Annotated in this window: 20 protein-coding genes; 6 read left to right on the forward strand and 14 right to left on the reverse strand. The window is 71.2% G+C overall.

What is annotated here, in order from left to right:
* Positions 1-265: 265 nt before the first annotated feature.
* Both ACIO3O_RS16340 and dapA read right to left on the reverse strand, forming a co-directional pair.
* Positions 266-1,951 (reverse strand): ribonuclease J, encoded by a 1,686-nt coding sequence (locus ACIO3O_RS16340; protein ID WP_401745921.1) that lies wholly within the window; start codon positions 1,949-1,951, stop codon positions 266-268.
* A gap of 145 nt (positions 1,952-2,096) precedes the next feature.
* Complete coding sequence (dapA, locus tag ACIO3O_RS16345) at positions 2,097-2,996, reverse strand: 4-hydroxy-tetrahydrodipicolinate synthase (protein WP_401745923.1); 900 nt, start codon at positions 2,994-2,996, stop codon at positions 2,097-2,099.
* Positions 2,997-3,394: 398 nt separating this feature from the next.
* Between dapA and ACIO3O_RS16350 the strand changes: the two genes are divergently transcribed.
* Positions 3,395-3,634 (forward strand): hypothetical protein, encoded by a 240-nt coding sequence (locus ACIO3O_RS16350; RefSeq protein WP_401745924.1) that lies wholly within the window; start codon positions 3,395-3,397, stop codon positions 3,632-3,634.
* 173 nt (positions 3,635-3,807) lie between these two features.
* Positions 3,808-4,359: a hypothetical protein gene (locus ACIO3O_RS16355; RefSeq protein WP_401745926.1), complete on the forward strand. Its 552-nt coding sequence runs from the start codon at positions 3,808-3,810 to the stop codon at positions 4,357-4,359.
* Between the two features lie 73 nt (positions 4,360-4,432).
* Here the strand turns inward: ACIO3O_RS16355 and ACIO3O_RS16360 are convergent, their stop codons facing one another.
* From ACIO3O_RS16360 to eccD, 6 genes are all read right to left on the reverse strand, one after another.
* Entirely contained in the window at positions 4,433-4,885 is a 453-nt protein-coding gene (locus tag ACIO3O_RS16360) for a hypothetical protein (RefSeq protein WP_401745929.1), read from the reverse strand.
* Between the two features lie 12 nt (positions 4,886-4,897).
* Positions 4,898-5,650, reverse strand: coding sequence for a 4-hydroxy-tetrahydrodipicolinate reductase (dapB, locus tag ACIO3O_RS16365; protein WP_401745932.1), 753 nt, complete (start codon positions 5,648-5,650; stop codon positions 4,898-4,900).
* 30 nt (positions 5,651-5,680) lie between these two features.
* Positions 5,681-7,060 carry a M16 family metallopeptidase gene (locus ACIO3O_RS16370; RefSeq protein ID WP_401745933.1) on the reverse strand — a complete coding sequence of 460 codons (1,380 nt, stop codon included), beginning with the start codon at positions 7,058-7,060 and terminating at the stop codon, positions 5,681-5,683.
* Between the two features lie 2 nt (positions 7,061-7,062).
* Positions 7,063-9,273 (reverse strand): polyribonucleotide nucleotidyltransferase, encoded by a 2,211-nt coding sequence (locus ACIO3O_RS16375; protein ID WP_401745936.1) that lies wholly within the window; start codon positions 9,271-9,273, stop codon positions 7,063-7,065.
* 352 nt (positions 9,274-9,625) lie between these two features.
* Positions 9,626-9,916, reverse strand: a complete 291-nt coding sequence (gene rpsO / locus ACIO3O_RS16380) for a 30S ribosomal protein S15 (protein WP_185034549.1) — start codon at positions 9,914-9,916, stop codon at positions 9,626-9,628.
* A gap of 188 nt (positions 9,917-10,104) precedes the next feature.
* The gene (gene eccD / locus ACIO3O_RS16385) at positions 10,105-11,694 is read right to left on the reverse strand and encodes a type VII secretion integral membrane protein EccD (protein WP_401745939.1); all 1,590 of its coding nucleotides are present in this window, start codon (positions 11,692-11,694) and stop codon (positions 10,105-10,107) included.
* A gap of 480 nt (positions 11,695-12,174) precedes the next feature.
* Between eccD and eccCa the strand changes: the two genes are divergently transcribed.
* Genes eccCa through ACIO3O_RS16400 form a run of 3 tightly spaced genes read left to right on the forward strand, consistent with a single transcriptional unit; the run spans position 12,175 to position 19,018 of the window.
* Positions 12,175-16,293 (forward strand): type VII secretion protein EccCa, encoded by a 4,119-nt coding sequence (eccCa, locus tag ACIO3O_RS16390; RefSeq protein WP_401745940.1) that lies wholly within the window; start codon positions 12,175-12,177, stop codon positions 16,291-16,293.
* Entirely contained in the window at positions 16,293-16,751 is a 459-nt protein-coding gene (locus ACIO3O_RS16395) for a hypothetical protein (RefSeq protein WP_401745941.1), read from the forward strand. The genes eccCa and ACIO3O_RS16395 overlap by 1 nt, the downstream gene beginning before the upstream one ends.
* Positions 16,748-19,018, forward strand: coding sequence for a hypothetical protein (locus ACIO3O_RS16400; RefSeq protein ID WP_401745944.1), 2,271 nt, complete (start codon positions 16,748-16,750; stop codon positions 19,016-19,018). Before ACIO3O_RS16395 ends, ACIO3O_RS16400 begins: the two co-directional genes overlap by 4 nt.
* A gap of 640 nt (positions 19,019-19,658) precedes the next feature.
* Here the strand turns inward: ACIO3O_RS16400 and ACIO3O_RS16405 are convergent.
* The 6 genes from ACIO3O_RS16405 to eccB all read right to left on the reverse strand — a co-directional run bounded on the left by ACIO3O_RS16405 (position 19,659) and on the right by eccB (position 25,124).
* A complete protein-coding gene (locus ACIO3O_RS16405; protein WP_401745945.1) occupies positions 19,659-19,958 on the reverse strand; it encodes a WXG100 family type VII secretion target in 300 nt (99 codons plus the stop codon).
* Positions 19,959-19,990: 32 nt separating this feature from the next.
* Complete coding sequence (locus tag ACIO3O_RS16410; protein ID WP_401745947.1) at positions 19,991-20,356, reverse strand: WXG100 family type VII secretion target; 366 nt, start codon at positions 20,354-20,356, stop codon at positions 19,991-19,993.
* A gap of 16 nt (positions 20,357-20,372) precedes the next feature.
* Positions 20,373-21,665 carry a hypothetical protein gene (locus tag ACIO3O_RS16415; protein ID WP_401745949.1) on the reverse strand — a complete coding sequence of 431 codons (1,293 nt, stop codon included), beginning with the start codon at positions 21,663-21,665 and terminating at the stop codon, positions 20,373-20,375.
* The gene (locus tag ACIO3O_RS16420) at positions 21,662-22,129 is read right to left on the reverse strand and encodes a hypothetical protein (RefSeq protein WP_401745952.1); all 468 of its coding nucleotides are present in this window, start codon (positions 22,127-22,129) and stop codon (positions 21,662-21,664) included. Before ACIO3O_RS16420 ends, ACIO3O_RS16415 begins: the two co-directional genes overlap by 4 nt.
* Positions 22,130-22,326: 197 nt before the next feature.
* Entirely contained in the window at positions 22,327-23,631 is a 1,305-nt protein-coding gene (gene mycP, locus ACIO3O_RS16425) for a type VII secretion-associated serine protease mycosin (RefSeq protein ID WP_401745955.1), read from the reverse strand.
* Complete coding sequence (eccB, locus tag ACIO3O_RS16430) at positions 23,628-25,124, reverse strand: type VII secretion protein EccB (protein WP_401745958.1); 1,497 nt, start codon at positions 25,122-25,124, stop codon at positions 23,628-23,630. Before eccB ends, mycP begins: the two co-directional genes overlap by 4 nt.
* Before the next feature lie 154 nt (positions 25,125-25,278).
* On the opposite strand from eccB, the gene eccE reads away from it, so the two are divergent.
* Positions 25,279-26,367 carry a type VII secretion protein EccE gene (eccE, locus tag ACIO3O_RS16435; RefSeq protein WP_401745960.1) on the forward strand — a complete coding sequence of 363 codons (1,089 nt, stop codon included), beginning with the start codon at positions 25,279-25,281 and terminating at the stop codon, positions 26,365-26,367.
* The last annotated feature ends 92 nt before the right edge of the window (positions 26,368-26,459 follow it).

A 26,459-nucleotide genomic window follows, 5' to 3' on the forward strand; every position in this document is an offset into this window, starting at 1 on the left:
GTTCTTGCGTTTCCGACTCTATCAGACTGTTTCCAGTGCCGATTTCCTCGGTGCTTTCCAGGTTCTTCGCTTTCGCGTTTTCCCTTTCCGGCGGTTCCGACTTTATCAGAAGTTCTGAGTCGGAATTTCCCACCCCCTGCGGTTCGTTCAGGCACGCGGACGTGCGCTGCTTCCCGCTGAGGTGGAGACGTAAACGTACTGGAGCGGAGCGCCCCGATGCAAATCGAGGTGCCCCGCTCCAGGAGATGAGGTACAGAGGCCTCGGTCAGACCTCGACGACGACCGGGAGGATCATCGGGCGGCGGCGGTAGGTGTCGGACACCCACTTGCCCACCGAGCGGCGGATGAGCTGCTGGATCTGGTGCGCTTCCATCACTCCGTCGGCCGCCGAGCGAGCGAGGGATTCCTCGATCTTCGGGGTGACCGCGTTGAAGGCGGAGTCGTCGATGCCGGAGCCGCGGGCATGGAAGGTCGGGCCGCCGACGATCTTGCCGGTGGAGCTGTCGACCACGACGAAGACCGAGATGAAGCCCTCGTCACCGAGGATGCGGCGGTCCTTGAGGTGGGTCTCGGTGACGTCGCCGACCGAGAGGCCGTCGACGTACACGTAACCGGCCTGGACCTTGCCGACGATCTTGGCGCGGCCGTCGATCAGGTCGACGACGACGCCGTCCTCGGCGATGACGATGTGGTCCTTGCGGACGCCGGTGAGGGCGCCCAGCTCGGCGTTGGCGCGCAGGTGGCGCCATTCGCCGTGGACCGGCATCAGGTTCTTGGGCTTGCAGATGTTGTAGAAGTACAGCAGTTCGCCGGCCGAGGCGTGGCCGGAGACGTGCACCTTGGCGTTGCCCTTGTGGACGACGTTGGCGCCCCAGCGGGTCAGGCCGTTGATGACGCGGTAGACCGCGTTCTCGTTGCCCGGGATGAGGGACGAGGCCAGGATGACCGTGTCGCCGGGGACGATGCGGATCTGGTGGTCGCGGTTGGCCATCCGGGACAGGGCAGCCATCGGCTCGCCCTGGGAGCCGGTGCAGACCAGGACCACTTCTTCGTCCGGGAGGTCGTCGAGGGTCTTCACGTCGACGACCAGGCCCGCGGGGACGCGCAGGTAGCCGAGGTCGCGGGCGATGCCCATGTTGCGGACCATCGAGCGGCCGACGAAGGCCACGCGGCGGCCGTACTCGTGGGCGGCGTCCAGGATCTGCTGGATGCGGTGCACGTGGCTGGCGAAGCTCGCGACGATGATGCGCTTGTTGGCGCTCGCGAAGACGTTGCGCAGCACGTTGGAGATGTCGCGCTCGGGCGGGACGAAGCCCGGGACCTCGGCGTTCGTGGAGTCCGAGAGGAGGAGGTCGATGCCTTCCTCGCTCAGGCGCGCGAACGCGTGGAGGTCGGTGAGGCGGCCGTCCAGCGGGAGCTGGTCCATCTTGAAGTCGCCGGTGGCGACGACCATGCCCGCGGGGGTGCGGATGGCGACGGCCAGGGCGTCCGGGATGGAGTGGTTCACCGCGACGAACTCGCACTCGAAGGGGCCGAGGCGCTCGCGGTCTCCCTCGACGACTTCGAGGGTGTACGGGCGGATGCGGTGTTCCTGGAGCTTGGCCTCGATGAGGGCGAGGGTCAGCTTGGAGCCGATCAGCGGGATGTCCGGCTTGAGGCGCAGGAGGTAGGGGACGCCTCCGATGTGGTCCTCGTGGCCGTGGGTCAGGACGATGCCCTCGATGTCGTCGAGGCGGTCCTTGATCGAGGTGAAGTCGGGCAGGATCAGGTCGATGCCCGGCTGCTCCTCCTCGGGGAAGAGGACGCCGCAGTCGACGATCAGGAGGCGGCCGTCGAATTCGAAGACGGTCATGTTGCGGCCGATCTCACCGAGACCGCCCAGCGGGGTGACGCGCAGGCCGCCCTTGGCCAGCTTCGGGGGGGCGCCGAGCTCGGGGTGCGGATGACTCAAAAGACTCTCCTTACCATGCGCGCAACGGACCTCGTGGGAGCGTGGCGCGCATGTCGTGACGTGCGCGTACGGCACGTGTGGATACGTGTGGGGGGCGTTCGCCCGGTGGTGCTCGGTGGTGCGTATTCAGTTGTGAAGTCTGTGTTTAGAGCTGTACCCCGCCGGCGGCGAGATCGATCTTGAGCTGGTGGGTTTCGTCGGCGGAGAGCTCGACGAGGGGCAGCCGCAGCGGGCCGGCGGGCAGGCCCTGGAGGGCGAGTGCGGCCTTCGTGGTGATGACGCCCTGGGTGCGGAACATGCCGGTGAAGACCGGGAGCAGCTTCTGGTGGAGTTCCGTGGCCTTCTGGACGTCACCGGTGAGGTGGGCGTCGAGGAGGGAGCGGAGCTCCGGGGTGACGACGTGGCCGACGACGGAGACGAAGCCGCAGGCGCCGACGGAGAGCAGCGGCAGGTTGAGCATGTCGTCGCCGGAGTACCAGGCGAGGCCGGAGCGGGCGATGGCCCAGCTGGCACGGCCCAGATCGCCCTTGGCGTCCTTGTTGGCGACGATCCGGGGGTGCTCGGCGAGGCGGACGATCGTCTCGGTGTTGATCGGTACGCCGCTGCGGCCGGGGATGTCGTACAGCATGACGGGGAGCTCGGTGGCGTCCGCGATGGCTGTGAAGTGGCGGAGAAGGCCCTCCTGCGGGGGCTTGTTGTAGTACGGCGTCACCGCGAGGAGGCCGTGGGCGCCGATCTGCTCGGCCTCGCGGGCGAGCTCCAGGCTGTGGCGGGTGTCGTTGGTGCCGACTCCGGCGACGACGTGGGCGCGGTCGCCGACCGCTTCCAGTACAGCCCGTACCAGGTCGTTTTTCTCCGCGTCGCTGGTGGTCGGGGACTCGCCCGTGGTGCCGTTGACGACGAGGCCGTCGTTGCCTGCGTCCACCAGATGGGTGGCGAGCCGCTGAGCGCCGTCGAGGTCGAGTGCGCCGTCCGCCGTGAAGGGCGTGACCATGGCGGTGAGGACCCGCCCGAAGGGGGTCTGCGGAGTGGAGATCGGAGCCATGGGTAACACGCTACTCGCTGCTCAGCGCGGGGTGTCCCCTCGGGGGGACACCAGGGAGGGGACGGATGCCCGGGAATCCCCGGGAAGAGGACACCGGCACTGCCTGCTCGGGGGTTCAAGCAGTGCCGGGTCCGTTTGATCAGCCTAGATGAACTTCTCGAAACGCCGCAATACGGACACCTCGTGCGGCCCATCCGTACATCTGTGCCCGCAGCCCGCCACAGAGCGGCGCGGCCACTGGAGGGCCTCGGGACATTCTTTGAGCAATTCGGGGAAATCGGGCACCAAGTGAGACGCTTGTACGTCTGTCTCTGTAGAGGTGCCTGTGGAAGGCGTCACAGGACACCGCAGACACCGATGCAGACCCGTCCGGATTGATGATCTAAGGAGTGCCACCCATGTTTCGCCGGCGAGAAGCCGTCCCATTCGCCTTCGTGGCAGAGGCCGACCGCTTCCGCAGTAACGTCGTCCCACCCGTTCCCGAACGCCCCAGTGCGAGCCAGGTCCTCGGCCGCTCGCTGATCGGCCTGACCGTGGTCGCCGGGCTCGTCGGCTCACTGCTCTTCGGGCTTCCCGCGCTCGATCCGGGGAACACGACGGGCAAGGCCCAGCAGTCCGAGGCGTCCGAGGGGCGCTGACCCCCTCCGGTCTCCCGGCCCGGTTCGTACCGTACGGCGGTACGACGTGGCCCAGGAGTGATCTCACGGTCCGTCAGGCCCCTTCCGGACCCCCTGAGGTGGCTCGGTGGGAGCCCGCTCGGTAGCCTCACCGGGCACAGCGAATCGAGCGTGCTTGTGAGTGAGGACCAGTCGTGCCCCTGCCTTTCCTGACGGCCGATCGCGCTTTTGAAACAGGCGCAGACGACATTGCGCTGCCGTACGACGATCACGACCAGTGGCGGCGTCCGTACCGTCCCGGGCCCTACCGGGTCGGGGCGGCCGCGCTGCTGCTGCTGCTGGCGTCGTTCGTGCTGCTGTCGGCGATGATCATCGCCTTCGCCGCCGAAGTGACCGGTGCGCTGATCGTGCTCGGTGTCGGGGCGGTCGTGATCGTCTGTGCGCTGCGCGTTCTGCGGCTCGGGGTGTGGGTGAGCCGGGCCGGGCTGCGCCGGGTGGGGTTCTTCAGCACCGTCACGGTGCCGTGGAACCAGACCTCGAACGTACGGACCGTACAGCAGCCGGTGCGGTGGCTCGGGCTGCCGCGCACGGTGCAGGGGCAGGCGCTGGTGATGGAGCGGCAGGGCGGTTCGCCGCTGCCTGCGCTGCTCACCGACCACAGCGCGGACTTCCTGTCGCGGGTGGAGGCGTTCGACCGGGCGGCCGACACCATTGAGGCCTGGGGAGACGAGTACCGGCAGCCGTAGTGCGGTGCGCGGAGCATGAGTGAGGGGCCACCTCGGAAGAGGTGGCCCCTCACTCATGCGTTCCCCCGCGTCCCTAGGAGGGGACCGGCTTGCCGTCGTGGAGGGCGATGGCGCGCTGCATCGCCTTGCGGGCGCGCGGGGTGTCCCGGGCGTCCTGGTAGGCGATGGCGAGGCGGAACCAGCAGCGCCAGTCGTCCGGGGAGTCCTCGGTCTCGGCGCGGCGCTTGGCGAACACCTCGTCGGCGGAGTCGCGGTCGATCCGGCCGGCCGGGGTGCGCCTCAACTCGTCGACGGGCAGGGCCCCTTCGGAGTCGAGGAGCGCGGCCAGCTTGTTGGCCTTCCGGACGAACTCGGTGTTCTTCCAGAGGAACCAGACGCCGATGAGCGGGATGATCAGCGCGGCGAGGCCCAGGCCGATGCCGAGCGGGGTGCCGAGCTTCATCATGGCGACGGCACGGCCGCCGACCAGGACGAAGAAGACGACCAGGACGGCTGCCGTGATGAAGTAGGTGATCTTTGCGCGCATGGCTGGGTGCCGTCAGTTCAGGTCGAGGAAGTGTTCCAGGCCGAAGGTGAGGCCGGGGGTGCTCACCACGCTGCGGACGCCGAGCAGGATGCCCGGCATGAAGCTGCTGTGGTGCAGGGAGTCGTGGCGGACGGTGAGGGTCTCGCCCTCGCCGCCGAGCAGGACTTCCTGGTGGGCGAGGAGGCCGCGCAGGCGGACGGAGTGGACGGGGATGCCGTCGACGTCCGCGCCGCGGGCTCCGTCCAGGGCGGTCGAGGTGGCGTCCGGCATCGCGGGGCTGCCCGCCTCGGCGCGGGCGGCGGCGATCAGCTGGGCGGTGCGGGCGGCCGTGCCGGAGGGGGCGTCGGCCTTGTTCGGGTGGTGCAGCTCGATGACCTCGACCGACTCGAAGTACGGCGCGGCGATCTGCGCGAACTTCATGGTGAGGACCGCGCCGATGGAGAAGTTCGGGGCGATCAGGACACCGGTCGAGGGGGAAGCCTCCAGCCAGGAGTTCAGCTGCGCGAGGCGGTCGTCGGTCCAGCCGGTGGTGCCGACCACGGCGTGCATTCCGTTGCGTACACAGAATGCGAGGTTGGCCATCACCGAGTCGGGGTGGGTCAGGTCGACGACGACCTGGGCGCCGGAGTCCTTGAGGGTCTCCAGCGAGTCGTCCCGGTCGAGGGCGGCGACCAGGTCCAGGTCCTCGGCGGCCTCGACGGACCGGGCCGCCTCGGAGCCGATGCGGCCCTTGGCACCGAGGACCGCCACGCGCAGCTTGCTCATTGCTTCTTCCTTAAACGCCGTGAAGGGTGGTTACGCGACCGCTTCGTCGAGGCGGGCGGCCTGCTTGTCCTTGAGCGGGCCGATCACCGAGAGGGACGGCCGCTGTCCCAGGATGTCGCGGGCGACTTCCCGTACCTCGTCCGGGGTGACCTCGGAGATGCGGGTGAGCATGTCGGTGACCGACATGTGCTCGCCCCAGGCCAGTTCGCTCTTGCCGATGCGGTTCATCAGCGCGCCGGTGTCTTCGAGTCCGAGGACCGTGGAGCCGGAGAGCTGGCCGACCGCGCGGCGGATCTCGTCGTCGGTGAGGCCGTCGGCCGCCACCTTGTCGAGTTCGTCGCGGCAGATCTTCAGGACGTCGTGCACCTGGCTCGGGCGGCAGCCCGCGTACACGCCGAACAGGCCGCAGTCGGCGAAGCCCGAGGTGTACGAGTACACGCTGTAGGCCAGGCCGCGCTTCTCGCGGACCTCCTGGAAGAGGCGGGACGACATGCCGCCGCCGAGGGCGGTGTTGAGGACGCCGAGCGCCCAGCGGCGGTCGTCGTTGCGGGCCAGGCCCGGCATGCCGAGGACGACGTGGGCCTGTTCGGTCTTGCGGTTCAGGAGCTCGACGCGGCCGGAGGTCCGGAGCGTACGAGAACCTGCTCGCGGGGCGACCGGGGTGGCGTCCGGGTTGCCGAGGGCGCCGGCCTGCTCGAAGGCCTTGCGGACCTGGCGTACGACCTTGGCGTGGTCGACGTTGCCCGCGGCCGCGACCACCAGGTGGGTGGGGTCGTAGTGCTTCTTGTAGAAGCGCCGGATGCGGTCGGCCTGGAGCGCGTTGATGGTGTCGACGGTGCCCAGGACCGGGCGGCCGAGGGGGGTGTCGCCGAGCATGGTGTGCGCGAACAGGTCGTGCACGCAGTCGCCCGGGTCGTCCTCGGTCATCGCGATCTCTTCGAGGATCACTCCCCGCTCGGCGTCGACGTCCTCCTGGCGGATCAGCGAGCCGGTCAGCATGTCGCAGACCGTGTCGATGGCCAGGGGGAGGTCGGTGTCGAGGACACGCGCGTAGTAGCAGGTGTACTCCTTCGCCGTGAAGGCGTTCATCTCGCCGCCGACCGCGTCGATGGCGGAGGAGATGTCGAGGGCGCTGCGCTTGCTCGTGCCCTTGAAGAGGAGGTGTTCGAGGTAGTGGGTCGCGCCGTTCAGGGAGGGGGTCTCGTCGCGCGAGCCGACGTTGACCCAGATCCCGAAGGTGGCGGAGCGGACGGAGGGGAGGGTTTCGGTGACGATGCGCAGGCCGCCGGGGAGGGTGGTCCTGCGGACCGTACCGATGCCGTTCTCACCCTGGAGAAGCGTTTGGGTACGGGCGACGGCCCGCCCCTCCGAGGAGGTGCGGGCCGTCGTCACGGAACTACGGGACGTCACTTTTAGGCGTCGTCCTTCTTCTCTTCGTTCTCTTCGCCCTCGATGACCGGGATCAGGGAGAGCTTGCCGCGGGAGTCGATCTCGGCGATCTCGACCTGCACCTTGGTGCCGACCGCGAGCACGTCCTCGACGTTCTCCACACGCTTGCCGCCGGCGAGCTTGCGGATCTGCGAGATGTGCAGCAGACCGTCCTTGCCCGGCATGAGCGACACGAACGCACCGAAGGTGGTGGTCTTGACGACCGTACCCAGGTAGCGCTCGCCGACCTCCGGCATGGTCGGGTTGGCGATGCCGTTGATCGTGGCGCGGGCGGCCTCGGCGGCCGGACCGTCGGCGGCACCGATGTAGATGGTGCCGTCGTCCTCGATCGTGATGTCGGCGCCGGTGTCCTCCTGGATCTGGTTGATCATCTTGCCCTTGGGGCCGATGACCTCACCGATCTTGTCCACCGGGATCTTGACGGTGATGATGCGCGGCGCGTTCGGGGACATCTCGTCCGGGACGTCGATGGCCTCGTTCATCACGTCGAGGATGTGCAGACGCGCGTCACGGGCCTGCTTCAGCGCGGCGGCCAGGACCGAGGCGGGGATGCCGTCGAGCTTGGTGTCGAGCTGGAGGGCGGTGACGAAGGTCTTCGTACCGGCGACCTTGAAGTCCATGTCGCCGAACGCGTCCTCGGCGCCGAGGATGTCGGTCAGCGCGACGTAGTGCGTCTTGCCGTCGATCTCCTCGGAGATGAGGCCCATGGCGATACCGGCGACGGGGGCCTTGAGCGGCACACCGGCGTTCAGCAGCGACATGGTGGAGGCGCAGACCGAGCCCATCGAGGTGGAGCCGTTGGAGCCCAGCGCCTCGGAGACCTGGCGGATCGCGTAGGGGAACTCCTCGCGCGTCGGCAGGACCGGCACGATCGCGCGCTCGGCGAGCGCGCCGTGGCCGATCTCGCGGCGCTTGGGGGAGCCGACGCGGCCCGTCTCGCCGACGGAGTACGGCGGGAAGTTGTAGTTGTGCATGTAGCGCTTGCGGGTCACCGGGGAGAGGGTGTCCAGCATCTGCTCCATGCGCAGCATGTTGAGGGTGGTGACGCCCAGGATCTGGGTCTCGCCACGCTCGAACAGGGCGGAGCCGTGCACGCGCGGGATGGCCTCGACCTCGGCGGCGAGGGTACGGATGTCCGTGATCCCGCGGCCGTCGATGCGGACCTTGTCCTTGATGATGCGCTCGCGGACCAGCTTCTTGGTCAGCGCGCGGTACGCACCCGAGATCTCCTTCTCGCGGCCCTCGAAGGCCGGGAGCAGCTTCTCGGCGGCGATGTCCTTGACGCGGTCCAGCTCGGCCTCGCGCTCCTGCTTGCCGGCGATGGTGAGCGCCTGGGCGAGCTCGGACTTGACGGCCTTGGTGAGGGCCTCCAGGACGTCGTCCTGGTAGTCGAGGAAGACCGGGAACTCGCCGGTGGGCTTGGCAGCCTTGGCGGCGAGGTCCGACTGGGCCTTGCAGAGGGCCTTGATGAAGGGCTTCGCAGCCTCAAGACCGGCGGCGACGACCTCTTCGGTCGGGGCCTCGGCGCCGTCCTTGACGAGCTGGATGGTCTTCTCGGTGGCCTCGGCCTCGACCATCATGATCGCGACGTCGCCGTCCTCCAGGACGCGACCGGCGACGACCATGTCGAAGACGGCGTCCTCGAGCTCGGTGTGCGTCGGGAACGCGACCCACTGGCCCTTGATCAGCGCGACACGGGTGCCGCCGATCGGGCCGGAGAAGGGCAGGCCGGCCAGCTGCGTGGAGCAGGAGGCGGCGTTGATCGCGACCACGTCGTACAGGTGGTCGGGGTTGAGAGCCATGATCGTCTCGACGATCTGGATCTCGTTGCGCAGGCCCTTCTTGAAGGACGGGCGCAGCGGCCGGTCGATCAGGCGGCAGGTGAGGATCGCGTCCTCGGAGGGCCGGCCCTCACGACGGAAGAAGCTGCCGGGGATCTTGCCGGCGGCGTACATGCGCTCTTCGACGTCCACCGTGAGGGGGAAGAAGTCGAGCTGGTCCTTGGGGCGCTTCGAGGCGGTCGTGGCCGACAGCACCATGGTGTCGTCGTCCAGGTACGCGACGGCGGAGCCGGCGGCCTGCTTGGCCAGGCGGCCCGTCTCGAAGCGGATGGTGCGGGTGCCGAAGGTGCCGTTGTCGATGACGGCCTCGGCGTAGTGGGTCTCGTTCTCCACTAGCGTTTTCTCCTCGTCTTCGTCCCCAGTCGCCCGTGTGGCGGTGGGACGGTGGCGGAGAAGCGTGCGCGCTCCGTGGTGCGGGCCGGTCTTCGATCGAAGCACCCGGGGTCATGTTTCTCCGGGGGCCACTACCGAGGACCGGCGGGCTGGGCTGCGCCGCTTCTCGCTGCTTCTTTGTGTTTCGTTCGTCGTGCGTGCTGCTGGGCAGCTGTGCTGCGTTCGCAGCGGTACTGCGGGGGCTTGCGCATACCAGCCTAAGTGGGGACCGGTATGTCGTGCACGTACAAGCTCTGTACGTACGGCAAAGGGAGCGGCCCCAGTAGGCGGGAACCGCTCCCTTCGTGGCGTCTTACTTGGCGCCGCCGGCCGCACCGCGGCGGATGCCGAGGCGGTCGACCAGCGCACGGAAGCGCTGGATGTCCTTCTTGGCGAGGTACTGGAGCAAGCGACGACGCTGGCCGACCAGGATCAGCAGACCCCGGCGGGAGTGGTGGTCGTGCTTGTGCGTCTTCAGGTGCTCGGTCAGGTCCGAGATACGACGGGAAAGCATGGCGACCTGGACCTCGGGAGAGCCCGTGTCGCCCTCCTTCTGGCCGAACTCGGACATGATCTGCTTCTTTACAGCGGCGTCGAGAGCCATGCGTACTCCTCGTAAGTGAAGTGACTGCCACCGAGTGCCCCTGGTCTTGGTCTCAGGGGAGCTTCCGTTACTCGGGAGGCGGGGATCCGCTGGGCGCAGCCCTCAGAGCTCCGGGGAGACTCCGACGGGCGCGTACACAAACGGCCGTAGGTCAGAGTACCAGGCGGTTTGTGCGGACCGTGCCGCGATTACCGGGGTCCGAGGCCGCGCAGGGTGCGGTAGGCGTCGAAGACGGCCAGGCACAGGGGGACGAGGGTCAGCAGGACGCAGCCCTCGGCCAGCTCCAGGAAGCGGCCCCAGAACGGGGTGACCCCCTTCTTGGGGACGATCAGCGCGATCGCGGTCAGGGTCGCGGCCGTGGCGGCGGTGACCGCCGATACGACGATCGTACGCAGGTCCAGTGCGGTGGCGTCGGTGTGCGGCGGGTTCAGGGCCAGGCCGAGGCCGAGCAGGAGCAGGGCGGCGAGGCCCGCGGCGAGGGTGCAGGCGGCCTGGGCGGTGTGGCGGAAGAGGTGGGCGCGCATGAGGAGCGCGATGCCGAGGGCCAGGGCGAGGAGCTGGGCGGCGAGGCCGCCGGAGAAGCCGAGGACGGCGGCGCAGGCCGTGGCGGTGAGGGCGCAGCCGCCGATGAGGGCGGTGAGGAGCTCGTGGGCGCGGTGGGTGCGGCGGGTGAGGGTGGCGGGGTCGGTGGGGGCGTCTGTTGTGGTGGGGGCGTCTGTTGTGGTCAGGGCGTCTGTTGATTCGGGGGTGGTGGCGGTACGGGGTGGGGCGAAGCCCACGGGAAGGTGGGCGAAGCGGGCGGCGAGGCCGGGGAGGCAGGCGAGGGCGCCGACCAGGAGGGGGACGCCGAGGGCGGCGGTGCGGGCGGGGGTGAGGCCCGCGAGGGTGCCGGTGAAGGTGAGCAGCAGGCCGGTGGCGGCGGCGGTCGCGGTGGCGAGGAAGGGGGTGTCGGTGGGGCCGTCTTCTTGTGGCGTGGCTGGTGAGGCTGGTGTTCGGGGGTGCGGTTCTGCTGGTGTACGGGACCGCGTCGACGGGGTGGCCAGGGTCAGCAGTACGGAGGCGAGGAGGACGGCGGCGCAGGCCAGGAGGGCCTGGAGGGTGGCGTGGCTTTCGCCGAGGGTGGCGGCGGGCGGGGCGAGGGTCGCGGCTGCGAGGGCGGCGTGTGCGAGAGCGGGGAGGCCGAGGGCGAGGGCCGCGCCCTGGTCCTCGTACACCCGGGTGCGTACGGCGGCGAGGGTGAGGAGGAGGACGGCGGTGACCGCGGCGAGGACGGTGGGGAGGCCGGGGCCGGAGCCGGGGGTGGCGGCCTTCCCGAGGGCGAAGGCGAGGAGGGTGAGGAGGGCGGAGGCGGCGAACAGGCCTGCGGTGCGGGTGAGGCGGTCGTTCCAGAGGGTGTGGTGGCGGTCGCGGGCGACGGCGGAGGCGACCGCGTCGCAGACGTCGTCGAAGACGGGCGGGGCGAAGGACTCCGCGAAGGGGCGCAGGGCGAGGATCTCGCCGTCGAGGACGCGTTGGGCGGCGAGGGTGCGGGAGCTGTCGAGGGCGGTGCCGTCGCGGCGGAGGAGGCGGTGGCCGACGGGGGTGTGAGGGGTGGGGCGGAGGCCGGAGAGGCGGAGGAGGTCGGGGAGGAGGTCGGCGAGGGGGAGGTCGGCGGGGAGGGCGAGGTCGATGCGGGTGTGGGGGGTGGTGAGGGTGAGGCGGCGGAGGGGGGTTGGGGGGTGGGGGTGAGGGTGCGGGGGTGTGGGTTGGGGGGTGAGGGGGGTCGGGGTCGGGGTCAACGGGAGGGTCTCCTTCGGGGGATGTTGGGTGGGGGGGGGAGGGCCTCGTTTGGTCCAACGGGGGTGGGGGTGTTGGGGGTGCGGGGTGGGTGGGGGTGCGGCGGGGGGCGGGGGCTCCCGGTGGGCCGGGAGCGGGAGGGGCCGCCCCCTTGCCCGCCCGTTCCGCCCCCGGGGGGCGGCCCCGCCGCCCAAGGGGGCTACGGGGGGGAAGGCCGGGGGGCGGGCCCGTCGCCCGGGAGGGCTAGGGAGCAGGCGCTGGGCGGCCTCGCCGCCCAAGGGGGCTCAGGCCCAAGGGGGCTCAGGGGGAAGGGGGCTCAGGGGGAAGGCGGGGGGGGCGGGTCCGTCGCCCGGGAAGGCGGTTGCGGGCATGGAGCCCGCGGGGGTTGAGGGGGAAGCGGGAGGGGTGGGGGGCAGTAGGATCCGCGGCCGGTGAGGGGTGTTTTGGGGTAACACGCCTGTTCGGTAAGGGAATTGGGGATCGTGGGTCAGGTTGTTGTGAAGCGTCCGCCTCGGGTGATGCCGCCCGTCCCCCCGGCCGAGCAGGTGCAGGTGCAGCCGCCGCCCGAGTTGCCGCGTGGGCAGCAGGAGGGCGTGCTGATGCAGCTCCTGCCGCTGGTCGGGATGGGTGGGTCGGTGGTCTTCCTGTTCCTCGGCAAGCAGAAGATCATGATGGTGATGGGTGGGCTGATGATCGCGTCCACCGTGGCCATGGCGGTGGCGATGATGGTGCGTCATCGACGGGGTAATCGGGGGCAGTTGGGTGACCTGCGACGCGATTACCTGAAGCACCTCGCGCAGGTGCGGCGGGCCGTGCGGAAGATCGCGCGGGTGCAGCGGGACGTCCAGTTGTTCGTGCATCCGGCGCCGGAGCAGTTGTGGGCGCTGGTGGCCGAGGGCAGCCGGGTGTGGGAGCGGCGGGTGGGCGACCCCGACTTCGTACAGGTGAGAGTGGGGTTGGGGAGTCAGGAGCTGGCCGCTCCGCTGGTGGCTCCGGAGACGGCGCCGGTCGATGAGCTGGAGCCGTTGACGGCGGGGGCGTTGCGCCGGTTCCTCGCGGTGCACAGCACGGTCGACGAGCTGCCGATGGCCGTGTCGCTGCGGGCCTTCTACCACGTGACGGTGAGCGGGGAGGAGGAGTGTGTACGGAGTGAAGTACGGGCCGTGGTGGGGCAGTTGACGGCGTTGCACTCCCCCGCGGACCTGGTGGTCGCGGTCGCGGCGGGCGAGCGGGCCGCGCAGGAGTGGGACTGGGTGAAGTGGCTGCCGCACGCGCAGGTGCGGGACGCGGGGGTCGCGGAGGACGGGGCCGGGTGCCGGAGGCTGGTGGCCGGTGGGGTGCGGGAGCTGGAGGAGCTGCTCGGCGGGGTGCTGGAGGGGCGGCCCCGGTTCCGGACGGACGGGGCGCCGCTGACCGAGCGGCCGCACGTCGTGGTCTTACTCGATGGAGTGACGGTTGGCCCGGGGTGTGCGCTGGCCGCGGCGGACGGGCTGCAGGGGGTGACCGTGGTCGAGGTCGTGCCCGGGGAGCTGGGGGACGACGACGCGCGGGGTGCGCTGTCCGTGGTGGTACGGGAGGGAACGCTGCGGCTGGAGTCGGGTCGGGACCGGGGTGCGGTCGCGTACGAGGGCGTGCCGGACGCTCTGGCGCTCGCGGCGGCGGAGGCGCTGGCCCGGCAGCTCGCGCCGCTGCGGGCGCCGGTCGGCGTGGACGAGGGTGAACCGCTGCTGGCGGAGCTGGAGTTCACGGATCTGCTGGAGCTGGGGGACGCCGGGGAGGTGGAGGTCGCGCGGGCGTGGCGGCCGCGGCCCCGGGCGGACCGGTTGCGGGTGCCGATCGGGGTCGGGCAGGACGGTGCTCCCGTACTCCTGGATCTGAAGGAGGCGGCGCAGGAGGGCATGGGGCCGCACGGGCTGTGTGTCGGGGCGACCGGGTCGGGGAAGTCGGAGCTGCTGCGGACGCTGGTGCTGGGGCTGGCGGTCACACATTCGTCGGAGACCTTGAACTTCGTGCTGGCGGACTTCAAGGGCGGGGCGACGTTCGCGGGGATGGCGCGGTTGCCGCACGTGGCGGCGGTGATCACCAATCTGGCTGATGATCTGTCGCTGGTTGACCGGATGGGCGATGCGATCCGGGGTGAGCTGAACCGGCGGCAGGAGCTGCTGCGGGATGCCGGGAACTACGCGAACGTGCACGACTACGAGCGGGCGCGGGGGGCGGGGGCGAGGGCGGGCGGGGTGCCGTTGGCGCCGATTCCGTCGCTGGTGCTGGTGATCGACGAGTTCAGCGAGCTGCTGACGGCGATGCCGGACTTCATCGAGATGTTCGTGCAGATCGGGCGGATCGGGCGGTCGTTGGGGGTGCATCTGCTGCTGGCGTCGCAGCGCTTGGAGGAGGGGCGGCTGCGGGGGCTGGAGACGTATCTGTCGTACCGGGTGGGCCTGCGGACCTTCTCGGCGGCGGAGTCGCGGGCGGCGCTCGGGGTGCCGGACGCGTATCAGCTGCCGAATGTGCCGGGGTCGGGATATCTCAAGCACGGGACGGACGAGCTGGTGCGGTTCAAGGCCGCGTACGTGTCGGGGCCGTACCGGAGCGGGGCGGGTGCGGGGGACGCGGGTGCGGGGGTCGGGGGCGGGGTGCGGCGGGGGCCGGTGCGGTTCACGGCGGGGTGGGTGGAGGCGGCGGAGTGGGTGGAGGCGGCTGAAGGGGGTGGGGAGGCCGGGGCGGGCGCTGGTGCCTGTGCCGCTGCCGCCCCGGACGCCGGGTCCGCGTCCGCGTCCGCGTCCGGCATGGTCCCCTCCCCCACCCGCTCCCCCGAGGACGACGGCACCGACACCGACACCGAGGCCGGCCAGGACGAGGCGCTGGGTGACTCCGTGCTGGACGTGGTGGTGCGGCGGCTGGAGGGGCAGGGGCCCGCGGCGCACCGGGTGTGGTTGCCGCCGTTGGACTGTCCGCCCGCGCTGGACGGACTGGACCTGGGCGCCTCGGGAGCGCTGAGTGTGCCGCTGGGGTACGTGGACAAGCCGTACGAACAGCGGCGGGACGTGCTGGTGCGGGACTTCTCGGGTGCCGGTGGGCACATGCAGATCGTCGGCGGGCCGCAGTCGGGGAAGTCGACGTTGCTGCGGACGCTGGTGGCGGCGTTCGCGTGGACGCACGCGCCGCGGGACGTGCAGTTCTACGGACTGGACTTCGGCGGGGGCGGGCTGTCGGCCGTCGCCGGGCTGCCGCACGTCGGAGGTGTGGCCTCGCGGCTCGACCCCGAGCGGGTGCGGCGGACCGTCGCCGAGGTGCACGGGGTGCTGGCGGACCGGGAGGAGCTGTTCCGGGCGGCGGGCATCGACTCGGTGGCGACGTACCGGGCGCTGCGGGCGCGCGGGGAGGGGGTCGCGGCGGCGCAGCCGTGGGGGGACGTCTTCCTGGTTGTGGACGGGTGGGGGAACTTCCGTACGGAGTACGAGGCGTTGGAGCCGGTCGTCGTCGACATCGCGGCGCGGGGGCTCGGGTACGGGGTGCACGTCGTGGTGACCGCGTCGCGGTCGATGGAGGTACGGGCCCAGCTCAAGGACCTCCTGATGAACCGGCTGGAGCTGCGGCTCGGCGACGTCATGGACTCCGAGCTGGACCGGAAGGCCGCCGCCCAGGTGCCGGCCGGGGTGCCGGGGCGCGGGCTGACCCCGGAGAGGCTGCACTTCATGGGGGCGGTGCCGCGCTGCGACGGGGTGGGTTCGGCGGAGGGTCTCGCGGAGGCCACGGCGGCGTTCGTACGCGAGGTGCGGGAGCGGTGGGCGGGCACGGCAGAGGCGCCTGCCGTACGGCTGTTGCCGAGGGAGCTGCCTGCGCGGGAGCTTCCCCGCAGTGGGGAGGGGGTGGCGTTCGGGGTGGACGAGGACCGGTTGGAGCCGGTGTTCGCGGACTTCGAGCGGGACCCGTTCTTCCTGGTCTTCGGGGAGGGCGAGTCGGGGAAGACGAATCTGCTGCGGTTGCTGATCGGGCAGGTGAGCGAGCGGTACGCGGGGGACGACTGCAAGTTCTTCGTCATCGACAACCGGCGCGGGCTGCTCGACGCCACTCCCCCGTCGCATCTCGCCGAGTACGTGCCGATGTCGCACTCCATGGACCACCACGTGGAGGCGCTGGCCGAGCTGATGCGGCGGCGGGCCCCGGCGGCGGACGTGACGGCGCGGGAGCTGAGGGAGCGGAGCTGGTGGGAGGGGCCGACGGTGTTCGTGGTGGTGGACGACTACGACCTGGTGTCGACGTCGAGCGGCAATCCGCTGGCCCCACTGGTGGAGCTGCTGCCGTTCGCGCGGGACGTGGGGGTGCGGTTCGTGCTGGCGCGGAACACGGCGGGGGCGAGCAGGGCGGCGTACGAACCCTTCGTGCAGCGGATGGTGGAGCTGGGGGCGCAGGGGGTGGTGCTGTCGGGCGACCCGGGTGAGGGAGAGGTGTTCGGGGGCGTACGGCCGAGGGCGCTGCCGGTGGGGCGCGGGGTGGCGGTGTCCCGGCGGAGGGGGGCGTCGTTGGTGCAGACGGGGTGGGTGGAGCAGGAGGGCCGGGTGGGGCCTGCGGACCGGAGGGAGGCGGAGGGGCGCTGATGGTGTGGGACGAGTGGGAGCGGATCAAGGGTGAGGTCGCGGGCGGCGGGGCCGGTGGGGTGAGCGGCGGCGGGCGGATGCGGCTGAACTCGGTGGCGGGCGGGGGCCGGGGGAAGGACCTGGAGTACGACCCGAAGGCGCTGGCCGCGATCGGGGAGCAGGCGTTCCGGTTGCACCAGCGGGTCGGGAAGGAGGGGCGCGGGCCGATCGCGGCGACGGTGGCGGCGGCACGGGACCTGACCGGGCAGGAGTTCGCGCTCGGGGGTGCGTTGCAGCGGGTGCAGGAGCGGTGGGGGCAGCAGGTGCGGTCGCTGGCGGACGCGTGCGGGCACATCTCGAACGGTCTCGACGCCGCGTTGAAGATCCACCGGAGCGATGAGCACCACGTGGTGCGCACCATCAGCGGCGTCGCGCAGCTCGACGCCGCCTTCGACGAGCAGACGGAGCGACGCCGGTGAGGCTGGAGGCGCTGCGGCACGGGAACTTCGCCGCGCTGGACGCGGCGGTGCGGGAGTGGGCGCTCGTGATCGGGCGGTTGAAGGTGCTGGAGCAGGACGCCGGGGACGGACTGCGGGGGCGGGCCGAGCGGGCGCGGTGGGCGGGGGAAACGGCGCAGGTCACGCGGGAGTTCGTACGCAAGACCGCCGGGGAGTTCGGGGACGCGCGCACGCAGGCGACGAGCATCCACAACGTACTGCGCGACACGAGGGACGAACTCGTGCGTCAACGGGGCGAGTTGAGGAAGGCCATCGAGCGGGGTGAGGCGAAGCACCTGCGGGTGGTGGGGGTTGCCGGGGGCGGCTTCAAGGTGCTGGCGAACGCGCCGTGCAGGGCGGGTGAGACCGAGGCGCAGCGGGCGGCACGGGAGAAGGCCGAGGCGCGGGAGAGTGCGTCGCTGCGGGACGAGGTGCAGCGCATCCTCAACGCGGCGACGGAGAGCGACACGACGGCGGACCGGGTGCTGCGGGCGCTGGTCGCGCAGGCGGAACGGGGCTTCTCGTCGGGTGCGGCGTACCGGGACCGGGACGCGGCGGCGGGGGCGCTGCGGCAGGCGGACGCGATGGCGACGATCCTGCGCAAGGGTCGGGGGGCTGGGCCGGAGGAGCTGGAGGCGCTGCGGGCCGGGCTGAAGAGGTACGCCGGGGACCCCCTGTTCGCGGAGCGGCTCGCGGTGGGGGTGGGCGCGCGGGGTGCGCTGGATTTCTGGGCGGACCGGGCGCGCTTCGAGGACGACCACGAGTTGCAGAAGTACCTGGGGCTGACGCTGGCGGAGGCGACCCGGTCGGACAGTCCGCAGATGCGGGCGTGGGAGCGGGACGTGATCGCCCTCGGCGATGTGCCGATCGAGGCGGGGCGGAGGGAGGCGCTGGGCTTCCAGGTGATGAGCAATCTGATGCGGTGGGGTCAGTACGACAACGAGTTCCTGAAGGGGTACGGGGCGGAGCTGATCCGCGTGGAGAAGGAACTCGGGGAGAACGGGCGCGCGTCGGCGGAGGACATCTGGGAGGACTCGCTGCCGCTGAACCGCAGCGGGACGGATGCGGGGCACGACCCGATGACGGGGTTCATGCAGGCGCTGTCGAAGAGTCCGGAGGCGGCGACGGAGTTCTTCAACGGGTCGTTCGTGACGAAGGGGGAGGATCACGAGTTCTGGGTCGGGGGTGATGAGGAGAAGGGGAAGGCGGAGCTGAGCAACTTCCAGTACCTGTTCAACGAGCGGGACTGGCCGGTGACGCGTCACTCCGACGGGTCGGAGAGCTTCGCGGGGCCGGACTTCATGGCGTGTGCGGTGGAGGCGGGGGTGACGGGGAGGGGGGTGGGTGAGCCTCTGGGGGATCGATTCATCACCCACACAGCGGCTGAAGCAAGCCTCATGCAGCAATTGGTTCACTCAGTCGCGGACGACGGAAAGCGGCTGACCGACCGCCCCTACATGGCGGACAGCATCGGTAGGGCCGCCGTCGAATACCTACCGGACATGAGCAGAACGCTGACCGACGGATCACTGGGCAATGCGGAGAAGCTCTATCCCGTGCTGGGGGTGGCTGCGAGCCCAAAGCGTGATGATGTCACCAGGTTCCTGCTCAATCTCGGCCAGACACCCGAGGGCTACACGCAAATGCAGTACGGGCACAAGGTGTACATGGGCAGTCTGATGGATTACCACCTAAATCCGGGAACCCCATCGGAACTCCGGTACCCACACCCACCCGCGACGACGGTCGAGGAAATCTCCAGCAGTACGGGCGAGATCAGCGGAATTTTGGCCAAGGGCCGCCAAGAATCGGTACTCGGTCCGGCTCGCGAGAGCGACAAGGACTACAACGATGCTTTGGGAATCGGCAAGGCAGCAGCATCCGGGGTCGTCGGCACTGCCATCGGAGCCGGAGCGACGTTCATCGCTTCGCCGATCGGTGGGGCGGCTGCGGGCGGCGGAGCTGCCGCCCTCACAGGCGTGGTGATCGAGTACGTGGGTCAGCAATTCGAGCCGGAGGAGCTGAAGTCCGCCGGTCGCGAGTCGGGTTCAATTTGGGTCGACAGCAGGAACCACACTGGAAACCTCGCCCAGGAGACCGCTCGCGCTGCCGCCGAGAAATACCTCCCACCACGGGATGCAGAAATCGCACCGGACTGGGCATCGAGAGGCGTTTCGCGGGGTTTCAGTAGCGCCCATGCCAACGTTTCCGGAACGGCCGATGACCTGACAACTGAGATCACCCCGTAAGGCAGGCCTGCACAAATGCATCACCGTCAACGAAAAAACTTCACCCGCCCGGCATGGCTTGCGCTTTCTCTGTGCGCCGCACTTTTGTCGTGCACGTCGGGCGTCAAGGAGGAACTCAGAAGTTACGCAATGCCGAACGGCCTCTGTGGTGCTGATGTGCCTGCTGCGGCTCTCGAGCCGCTGATGCCCGCAGGGGAGAAGGTCTCCGTGCAGGCAGTGAAGACTGGCGTGGCCGGGTGGCAGCGTTGTCGGGTGCGGGTGGACGGGGAGCAGGTCTTGGCGGTGGCTTCCGAGTGGTGGGGGCGGGAGGCTCCGATCACGTCGGCTGCTCATGCTGTCGGGGACGGCGTTGATCTCGGGTCCAACCTGTCGCAGGACGGAGCGTTCCTGTACGGCGAGCGCGGCGGGGCGCACAAAGTCTCCTGTGCGAGACCTGCGACGCAGTACCGGGCGACCCAGATGCAGTTGGTGGTAATCGTCTACTCGTCCCCTCCGGCACCCGCCGACGAAGCGGCGATGAAGCGGCTCACCGTGGAGTACGCGCGGGCCGTCGGGAGGTCGCGGGAGTGCAATGGGGGGCGGGGGGTGTAGGGGCGGCCCCCGGTGGTGAAGGGGTGGGGGCCGCGGGGGGAAGTGGGGGTTACATGAAGTTTTGGGCGGCTCGGCGGTCGCCCTCGCGGTAGGCGGGGGCGGCGTTGTGGACTGCGCGGGAGATCTGGAGGAGCGAGGTGTGGATGGCCTTGGCCTCACGGTCCCATTGGGCCTGGGCCATGTTGTAGGCCTCGCGGGCGTCGCCGGCCCAGAGTTCGGAGACGGCGGAGATCTTGGTCTTGATGGCTTCGAGGCTCTGGTCGAGGCGGTCCGCCTGAGCCTTGATCGTGCGTGCCGCGTCGTCCAGGGCCGCGTAAGTGACCAGCATGGTGCCGTCGTTGGGGGACATGGGGCTCAGCTCCTAGGGGTGGGGTCGTGGGGTCAGTAGCGGGAGAAGGAGGAAGGGGGTGTGGCCGGGGACGGGGTGCCGCCGCCCTGGTAGCCCTGGGCCACGTCGATTCCGCGCATCGCGGCGAGGACGTCGTCCTCCGTGTTGCCCGAGATCGTGCGGGCCGCCTCGATCGCCTCCTGGAAGGTGAGGAGGAGCTTGCCGATGCGGACCATGTTCTGGTTGATCTGCGCCTGCTTGGTGTTGAAGGCGCCTGCTCCGATTCCCTTCCACTGGCCTTCCAGGGCGTCGATCGTGGCGTGCAGCGCCCGGAGTTGGCCCTTCACGCTCTGGAAGTGCTGGTTGAGCTCCGCCTGGAGCTGCGCCAGCGCGACTCCGTTGACCTTCTGGACTGCCATGGGTGGGGTCTCCTCCTCAGTGGTGGGGGTGGGAACGGGGGTTGGGTGGTGGGGGGATGACGGCGGGGGTGGTCGGGGGGTGGGCCGGGGTCCAGGTTTCGGGGGCTTCCGTGGCCCGGGACGGGGGTGCGGTGCGGCGGCCCTTGCGGGAAGCGGCGGCGCCCGGCTGGGGGTGGGGGCGGATCAGGCCCGTGCCGCCCTGGGTGAAAGCGGGGCGGGGGGTTGCGGATGGCGTCCGGGTGGGGGTGCCGCCCATTACTCCCGGGATGCCCGCAAGGGGGCGTGGGAGCGGGGTGGGGGAGGCGGTTCCGGTGCGTCCGATCGTGGAGCCGGGTGTGGCGGGTGTGCCGGGTGTGCCGGGGGAAGGGGTGAGTGAGGGGGCTCCGTACGTGGTGGACGTCGCGCGGGGTGGTAGGGGGACGGCGATTCCGCCGGAGATCGTCCCGGGGGCAGGCAGTGCCGGAGCAGGGGCGGGCGTGGGGGCCTGGGGTTGTGCGGATGTGGCGGGTGGCGGCGGGGCGGGCTGAGTCCCCGGGGACAGGCTGTTGAGCTCCATGGTGGTGGGCGGTGGGTGCTCCACGGAAGTGGTGGCGTGCTGCGCAGGCGAGGTTGCGGGGTGGGACGACAGGTCGCGGAGGGGGAGGTCGGTCTGGGGGTGGGCAGTGGCCTCGTGCCAGGAGGCGGGGGTGGGTTCCTGGAGTACGGGGCGGGGGCCCGGCAGCGTCGTTCCGGACGGGTCGGCCAGTGCGGCGGGGGCGTCGCCTGCCGTGCGTACCGTGCGTACGGTACGTCCCGCACCTCCCCCGCCCGACGACGCGGCGGCCGGTCTCGGCACCCCCGCCCGCAGTGCGGCGTCGAAGGCGGGCGGTTCCGTCGACGCCAGGGTCGAGCCCGACACCGCGTAGAAGGAGGCCAGCCTGTTGAGCTGGTTCAGGGCCTCCTGGCGGTGCGGCTCGGCCGGTCCGCCGGGCAGGCCGCCGCCCGGTGACGCACTGCGGGGCGGCATGGAGTTCCGTACCGACGTCAAACCTCCCGCAGCCTGCTCCAGTTGACCGGCGACGATGCCCGAGTACGCGCCCAGGTCGTCCGCGTGGTCGGCCAGACGGCGGCCGAAGCGGCGGAATTCCGTCTCCGCCTCGCCCTTCCAGTCCACCCCGTCCAGGCGGCGGCGCAGTTCGACCGCCGCCTCCACGAAGGCCTCGCGCACCCCCGCCAGCGCCTCGGCCGCGCCCTGCACCGCCCGTGGGTTCGCGGCCTCGACCAGAGCGATCATGGTGTTCAGGGGGTGGTTCTCGAAGCTGCCCGTCATGCGTCGGCCCGCCGTTCCCGGTCCAGTTCCCGGTCCAGCTCCCGATGCCGTCCCCGCTCCGTGTGCGGTTCCGTACGGGAATGGATCGACCAGAAGCGGTGGCGTTGGTCCTCCTCCAGGTTGTCGAAGCCGACCTCCGCGCCGTGCACCGCGATCGACAGGCACTCGATCTGCTCGGTGAGGGAGCGGGAGAGCTTCACCAGGCCCAGGTGTACGCGCCGGTACTGCGCGTGGAGGTCGTCCGCCTCCGGGAACGGGGTGTGCGGTGCGCCCAGGTCGGCGCGGGTGAGGCGGTGGGCCGCCAGCTTGCCCGGGCCCGCCGGACCGTCCTCGAACGCGGCGAGCATCGTGTGCACGCGGGCGCGGAAGCGGCGCAGCGCGTCCGCGCCCCGGGCCAGGTCGCCGCCCGGAGCGGTGGGGGCGGCCGGTGCGGTCGGTGCGGGGGTGCGGTCTCCGTCTCGCACGGGGCTCCCTTCTGAGTGGGGTGGATAGGTGAGTGGGGTGGGTGAGTGGGGATTGGGTGTTGATCGGTTGAGCGTGCCATCGGACCGGGGGGCCGGATACGGTCAAGTGGCTGGTCAGGGCCGGTTGTTGGGGGGCGGGACCGGTGGCGGGCGGCGGTGGTGCGGGGCGCAATGCGACTGCCGTTCGGCGGGTGGCGTCAGGTTTCCGGGTGCTGGGGCGTCCGCCTTCTGCGACGCCTCGCGTCCCGTACCGCCACGGCCGTGCCCGTCAGGGCGGCGAGGGATACCGCGGTGGCGGTCAGGACGTACACCGACAGTCGTACGGTCCGTTCCTGCGGTGTCTCCCCGGTGGGGGTGTGCAGCGGATCGGGCGTCTGCGCGCGGGGCGGACGCTCGGCGACCGGGTGGCTGCGGGGGTGGGCGTCGTCCGTCAGGGCGCGCAGGGGGTCGGCGACGCCCCAGCCGAGGAGGGGGTCGGGGCCCGGGGCGGAACGTTCGGCGGTCTGCTGGATCTGGGTGACGATCTCGTCGCGGGTCCACTTGCTGTGCTTGCCCTTGATGAGGGCGGCGAGTCCGGCGATGTAGGGGGCGGAGAAGCTCGTGCCGCTGTCGGTGCAGTGGCCGCCGCCCGGGACGGTGGAGACGATGTCGGTGCCGGGGGCGGCGATGTCGACGAAGGCGCCGGTCTGGGAGAAGTAGGCGCGTTCGTTGTCGCGGTCGGAGGCGGCGACGGCGAGGACGCCGTCGTAGGAGGCGGGGTAGGTGGGTTTCGCCTGGCCGTCGGTGCCGTTGTTGCCTGCCGAGGCGATCACGATGATGCCCTCGGCGAGGGCGCGTTGCACTGCCTGCCTCAGGCCGGGAGGGTCCGTGGTGTCGGACGTGTCCTGGGAGATGTTGATGATGTGGGCGCGGTGATTCCTGGCGTGGTCGATGGCCTTGCCCAGGGACTGCGGAGTCCCCCTGCCCTCCGCGTCGTTCTGGTCGATCGGGATGATCGTGGCCTCGGGTGCCAGGCCGACGAATCCCGTGTCCGGGTGGGGGCGGGCGGCGATGATTCCGGCGACCTTGGTGCCGTGGCCGACCTCGTCGTGAGTGCCGTCGCGCTTGCCCTCGCGCGTGACTCCGTCCGATGCGACGACGGTGCCCAGGGAGGCGGCGACTGCGTCTCTGAGCTGCGGGTTCCGGGTATCGACTCCGGAGTCGATGACGGCGATACGGATTCCCTTTCCCCGGGTCTTCGACATGGCCCAGATCTCGTTCAGCTGGAGCCGTTGCAGGGGCCAGGGGCGGCCGCCGTACGGCTTCCCGCCGAAGGTGCACGGGCCCGGGTCGGCCGGGGTTTCCGACTGGCCGCGCGCCTGGGCGGAGGGCAGGCAGAGCACCGCCAGGGCGAGCGTGGCGGCGCAGCGGCGGGCTGTGCGGCGATAGGTGTCGGGTCTGCGGTACGTATCGGCCTGGCGGTACGTATCGGGCCCGCGGTACGTGTCCGGGGTGCCGCTCATGAGCCCTGCACCTGCACCGCCGCGCCGGTCGACAGGCGGGGGCCGGTCGGCAGGAGGGAGGACCAGGCTTCCGGGATGGGGGCGTAGGGCGCGCCGGAGTAGCCGAGGAGGTCCATCGCGGTCTTCGGCGCCCGCATGTCCGCCGCCGGGTCGGGGCCGTCGCGGTAGCCCGCGTCGCCGGGTTCGGCGATGCCCTTGGTCTGGATCGTGTGCCGGAAGCCCGCATCGGTGGCCAGGAACACCGGGCCGACGTCCGTGCGGTGGCCGGTGAACTGGCGGAAGAGGTGGCCGGAGCCGGGCGTGACGTAGGAGGGGCTGGTGCTGGGGAGAGGGTGCGGGAAGTCGCGGCCGGACCAGATGTCGAGGGTCGTCTCTCCGGTGGAACGGTTGACCGAGCGCAGTACGGAGCAAGCGGTGCCGAACGTGGCCCGTGCGGTGGAGGCGTGGCGGGGCCACCGGCCGGATCCCGGGGGTACGAAGTCGGCCCCCGGTGTGAGGCCGTGCACCGTGGGCGAGTCCTCACCGGGCGGGGGCGGCGGCAGCTTCCCGCTGCCGCGCAGGAGCATGGCGACGAACTCCGTGACCCGTGCGACCCGGTCGCGCAGGACGACGTAGCGTTGCGTGCGGCTTCCCTCGGGCCCGCTCAGGAGGGTGCCCACCCGGTTGTGTTCCGGCCGCAGTCCCGGCGCGTGGGACACGCTGTTCGCTCCCGGCACCTCGGGCATCGCGAGGGGCGGCCCCTGGTGGAGCGTCTTGAGCCACTCCTCCGAGACCTGGTGGGGTGCCTCGGTACCGACGAGCAGTCGCACCAGAAGGGCGTCGGCGGTCCTGATCTCGTACGAGGTCCCGGCCGCGTCCACCAGGTAGTGCTTGCCGTCCCTCCCCGTGCTGCGCACATACAGGAACTTCCCGTCGGGCAGCCGCTGTTGGCTGCCCATCCCCTCCTTCGCCGCGAAGACGAAGACCGCCGTCTGCACGTCCCTGCCACCGGACTGCGGGCGGTCGCAGACGATCCAACGCTTGGCGGCGACGGCTTCCCTCCGGGACGGCAGGCGGTCCGGGGCGTACGGGATGCCGACGGTCGGGCCGCGCACGACCTTCGGGTCGTCGATGACGGAGTCGGCGACCCGGATGACGGACGCCTCGCCGTCGTGGTTCGCGTTCACCAGCAGCCGCGCCGACGCCATGTTCAGCACCGGATGCAGCCTCTCCACCCCCTTCGTCCGGAGCACCACATAGCGGGTCGTGGACGGGTTCGCGACGATGACGTTCGCGTACGCCTTGTCCCACTCCGGCGGTGCCGCCGGTCGCAGCATTCCCCACGCCCCGAACCCCGCCAGCCCCACCGCCCCCGCCAGCACCCCCGGCAGGATGGCCCGCAGGGGGCGGGGAGCGCCCTCCTCCGAGCCGTTCCCCGTGGGGTGGAGGAACTGTGCGACCAGCCTCCGCTTCGCGAAGACGTACGCGTTGAGTTCGTCCCGTCGTGATGCCATCGGACCGCCGCCACTCTCCCCCGGTCGCCGCTTTCGGACCCCTCCCCCGTCGCCGGACGACCGTGAATTCGGTCACGCACAGCTCGGATAGGGTGAACGCTCCGTCAACTCCCGTACGGAAGCGGGGGTTACGGCCGCAGGAGTCGGTACGGCGATGGGGACAAGAGTGCGCGGGCTCAACAGGTCTTTCGGGGTACGGGAGTTGGCGCTCTGCGAATGCGCCGTCGCAGTGGCTGCGGCGGGCGTCGCGGGCGGTCCCGCGTGGACGGTGCCGGGGATCGCGGCCGGAGCGGCGGGGCTGGCGCTGGTCGTCGTGCGGCGGGGCGGGCGGAGCGCGTACGGGTGGGCGGCGGAGGCGGCACGGTTCCGGGCCCGGCGGCGGCGCGGGGATTCCACTTGTGGGGCGGCGGGGCTCGGCTCGTACGCGTACGAGAGGCGGCGCGGGGGCGAGGGGGCGCGGGGTGTCGGGATGGTCGGCGACGGGACGTTCCTGGCGGCGGTGGTACGGGTCGAGGCCGCCGGTACGGGGCTGCGTCCGGTGGGCGGGGCGGCGGAACTGCCGTGGGAGGTGCTCGCGGGGGCGTTGGAGGTGGACGACGTCGTCCTGGCGTCGGTGCAGGTCGTCCAGCAGGTGCGGGGTACGCCCGTGGGCGGGGGTGCGCCCGTGGTGCGGTCCACGTGGGTCGCGCTGCGGCTGGAGCCGGAGCTCTGCCCCGGGGCGGTGGCCGCGCGCGGGGGCGGGTTCGGCGGGGCGCAGCGGTGTCTGGTGCGGGCGGCCGACCAGGTGGCGAGCCGGTTGACGGGCGTGCGTGGGCTGCGGGCGTCGGTGCTGGACCGGGCTGGGCTGGACTCGGCGCTGGGGGCGGCGGGGGCGGGTGTGGACCCCGGGGCGGGAGGGTTCGTGGTGGCGGGTGAGGAGTCCTTGCGGGCCTGGCGGGCCGAGGGGTTGCTGCACACCGTGTACGAGGTCGGGGGCGACCCGCGTGACGCCGCCGGGCTGGTCGCCGCGCTGCCCGGGGGTGCCACGGCCACCGTGAGCCTCACGCTCCGGCATCGCGGGGCGCGGGGCACGACGGGTGCGGCGGGGCACCTCCGGGTGACCTGTGCGGGGGAGGCGGAACTGGAGCGCGTACGGGGCGAGTTGGGGCGTGCGGCGCGGACGGCGGGGGTGCGTCTCGTACGGATGGACCGGGCGCAGTTTCCCGGGCTGCTGGCCACGCTGCCGCTCGGGGGTGCGCGGTGAGGGGCCTGTTCGGGGCGCGGCGGGGTGGGCCGGGCGGGGACCGGCGGGGTGAGGGCCTGCGGGGTGAGGGCAGGGGGTTGCCGGTCGCGGGT

This window comes from Streptomyces sp. NPDC087440 (assembly GCF_044744005.1).
Lineage (GTDB): Bacteria > Actinomycetota > Actinomycetes > Streptomycetales > Streptomycetaceae > Streptomyces.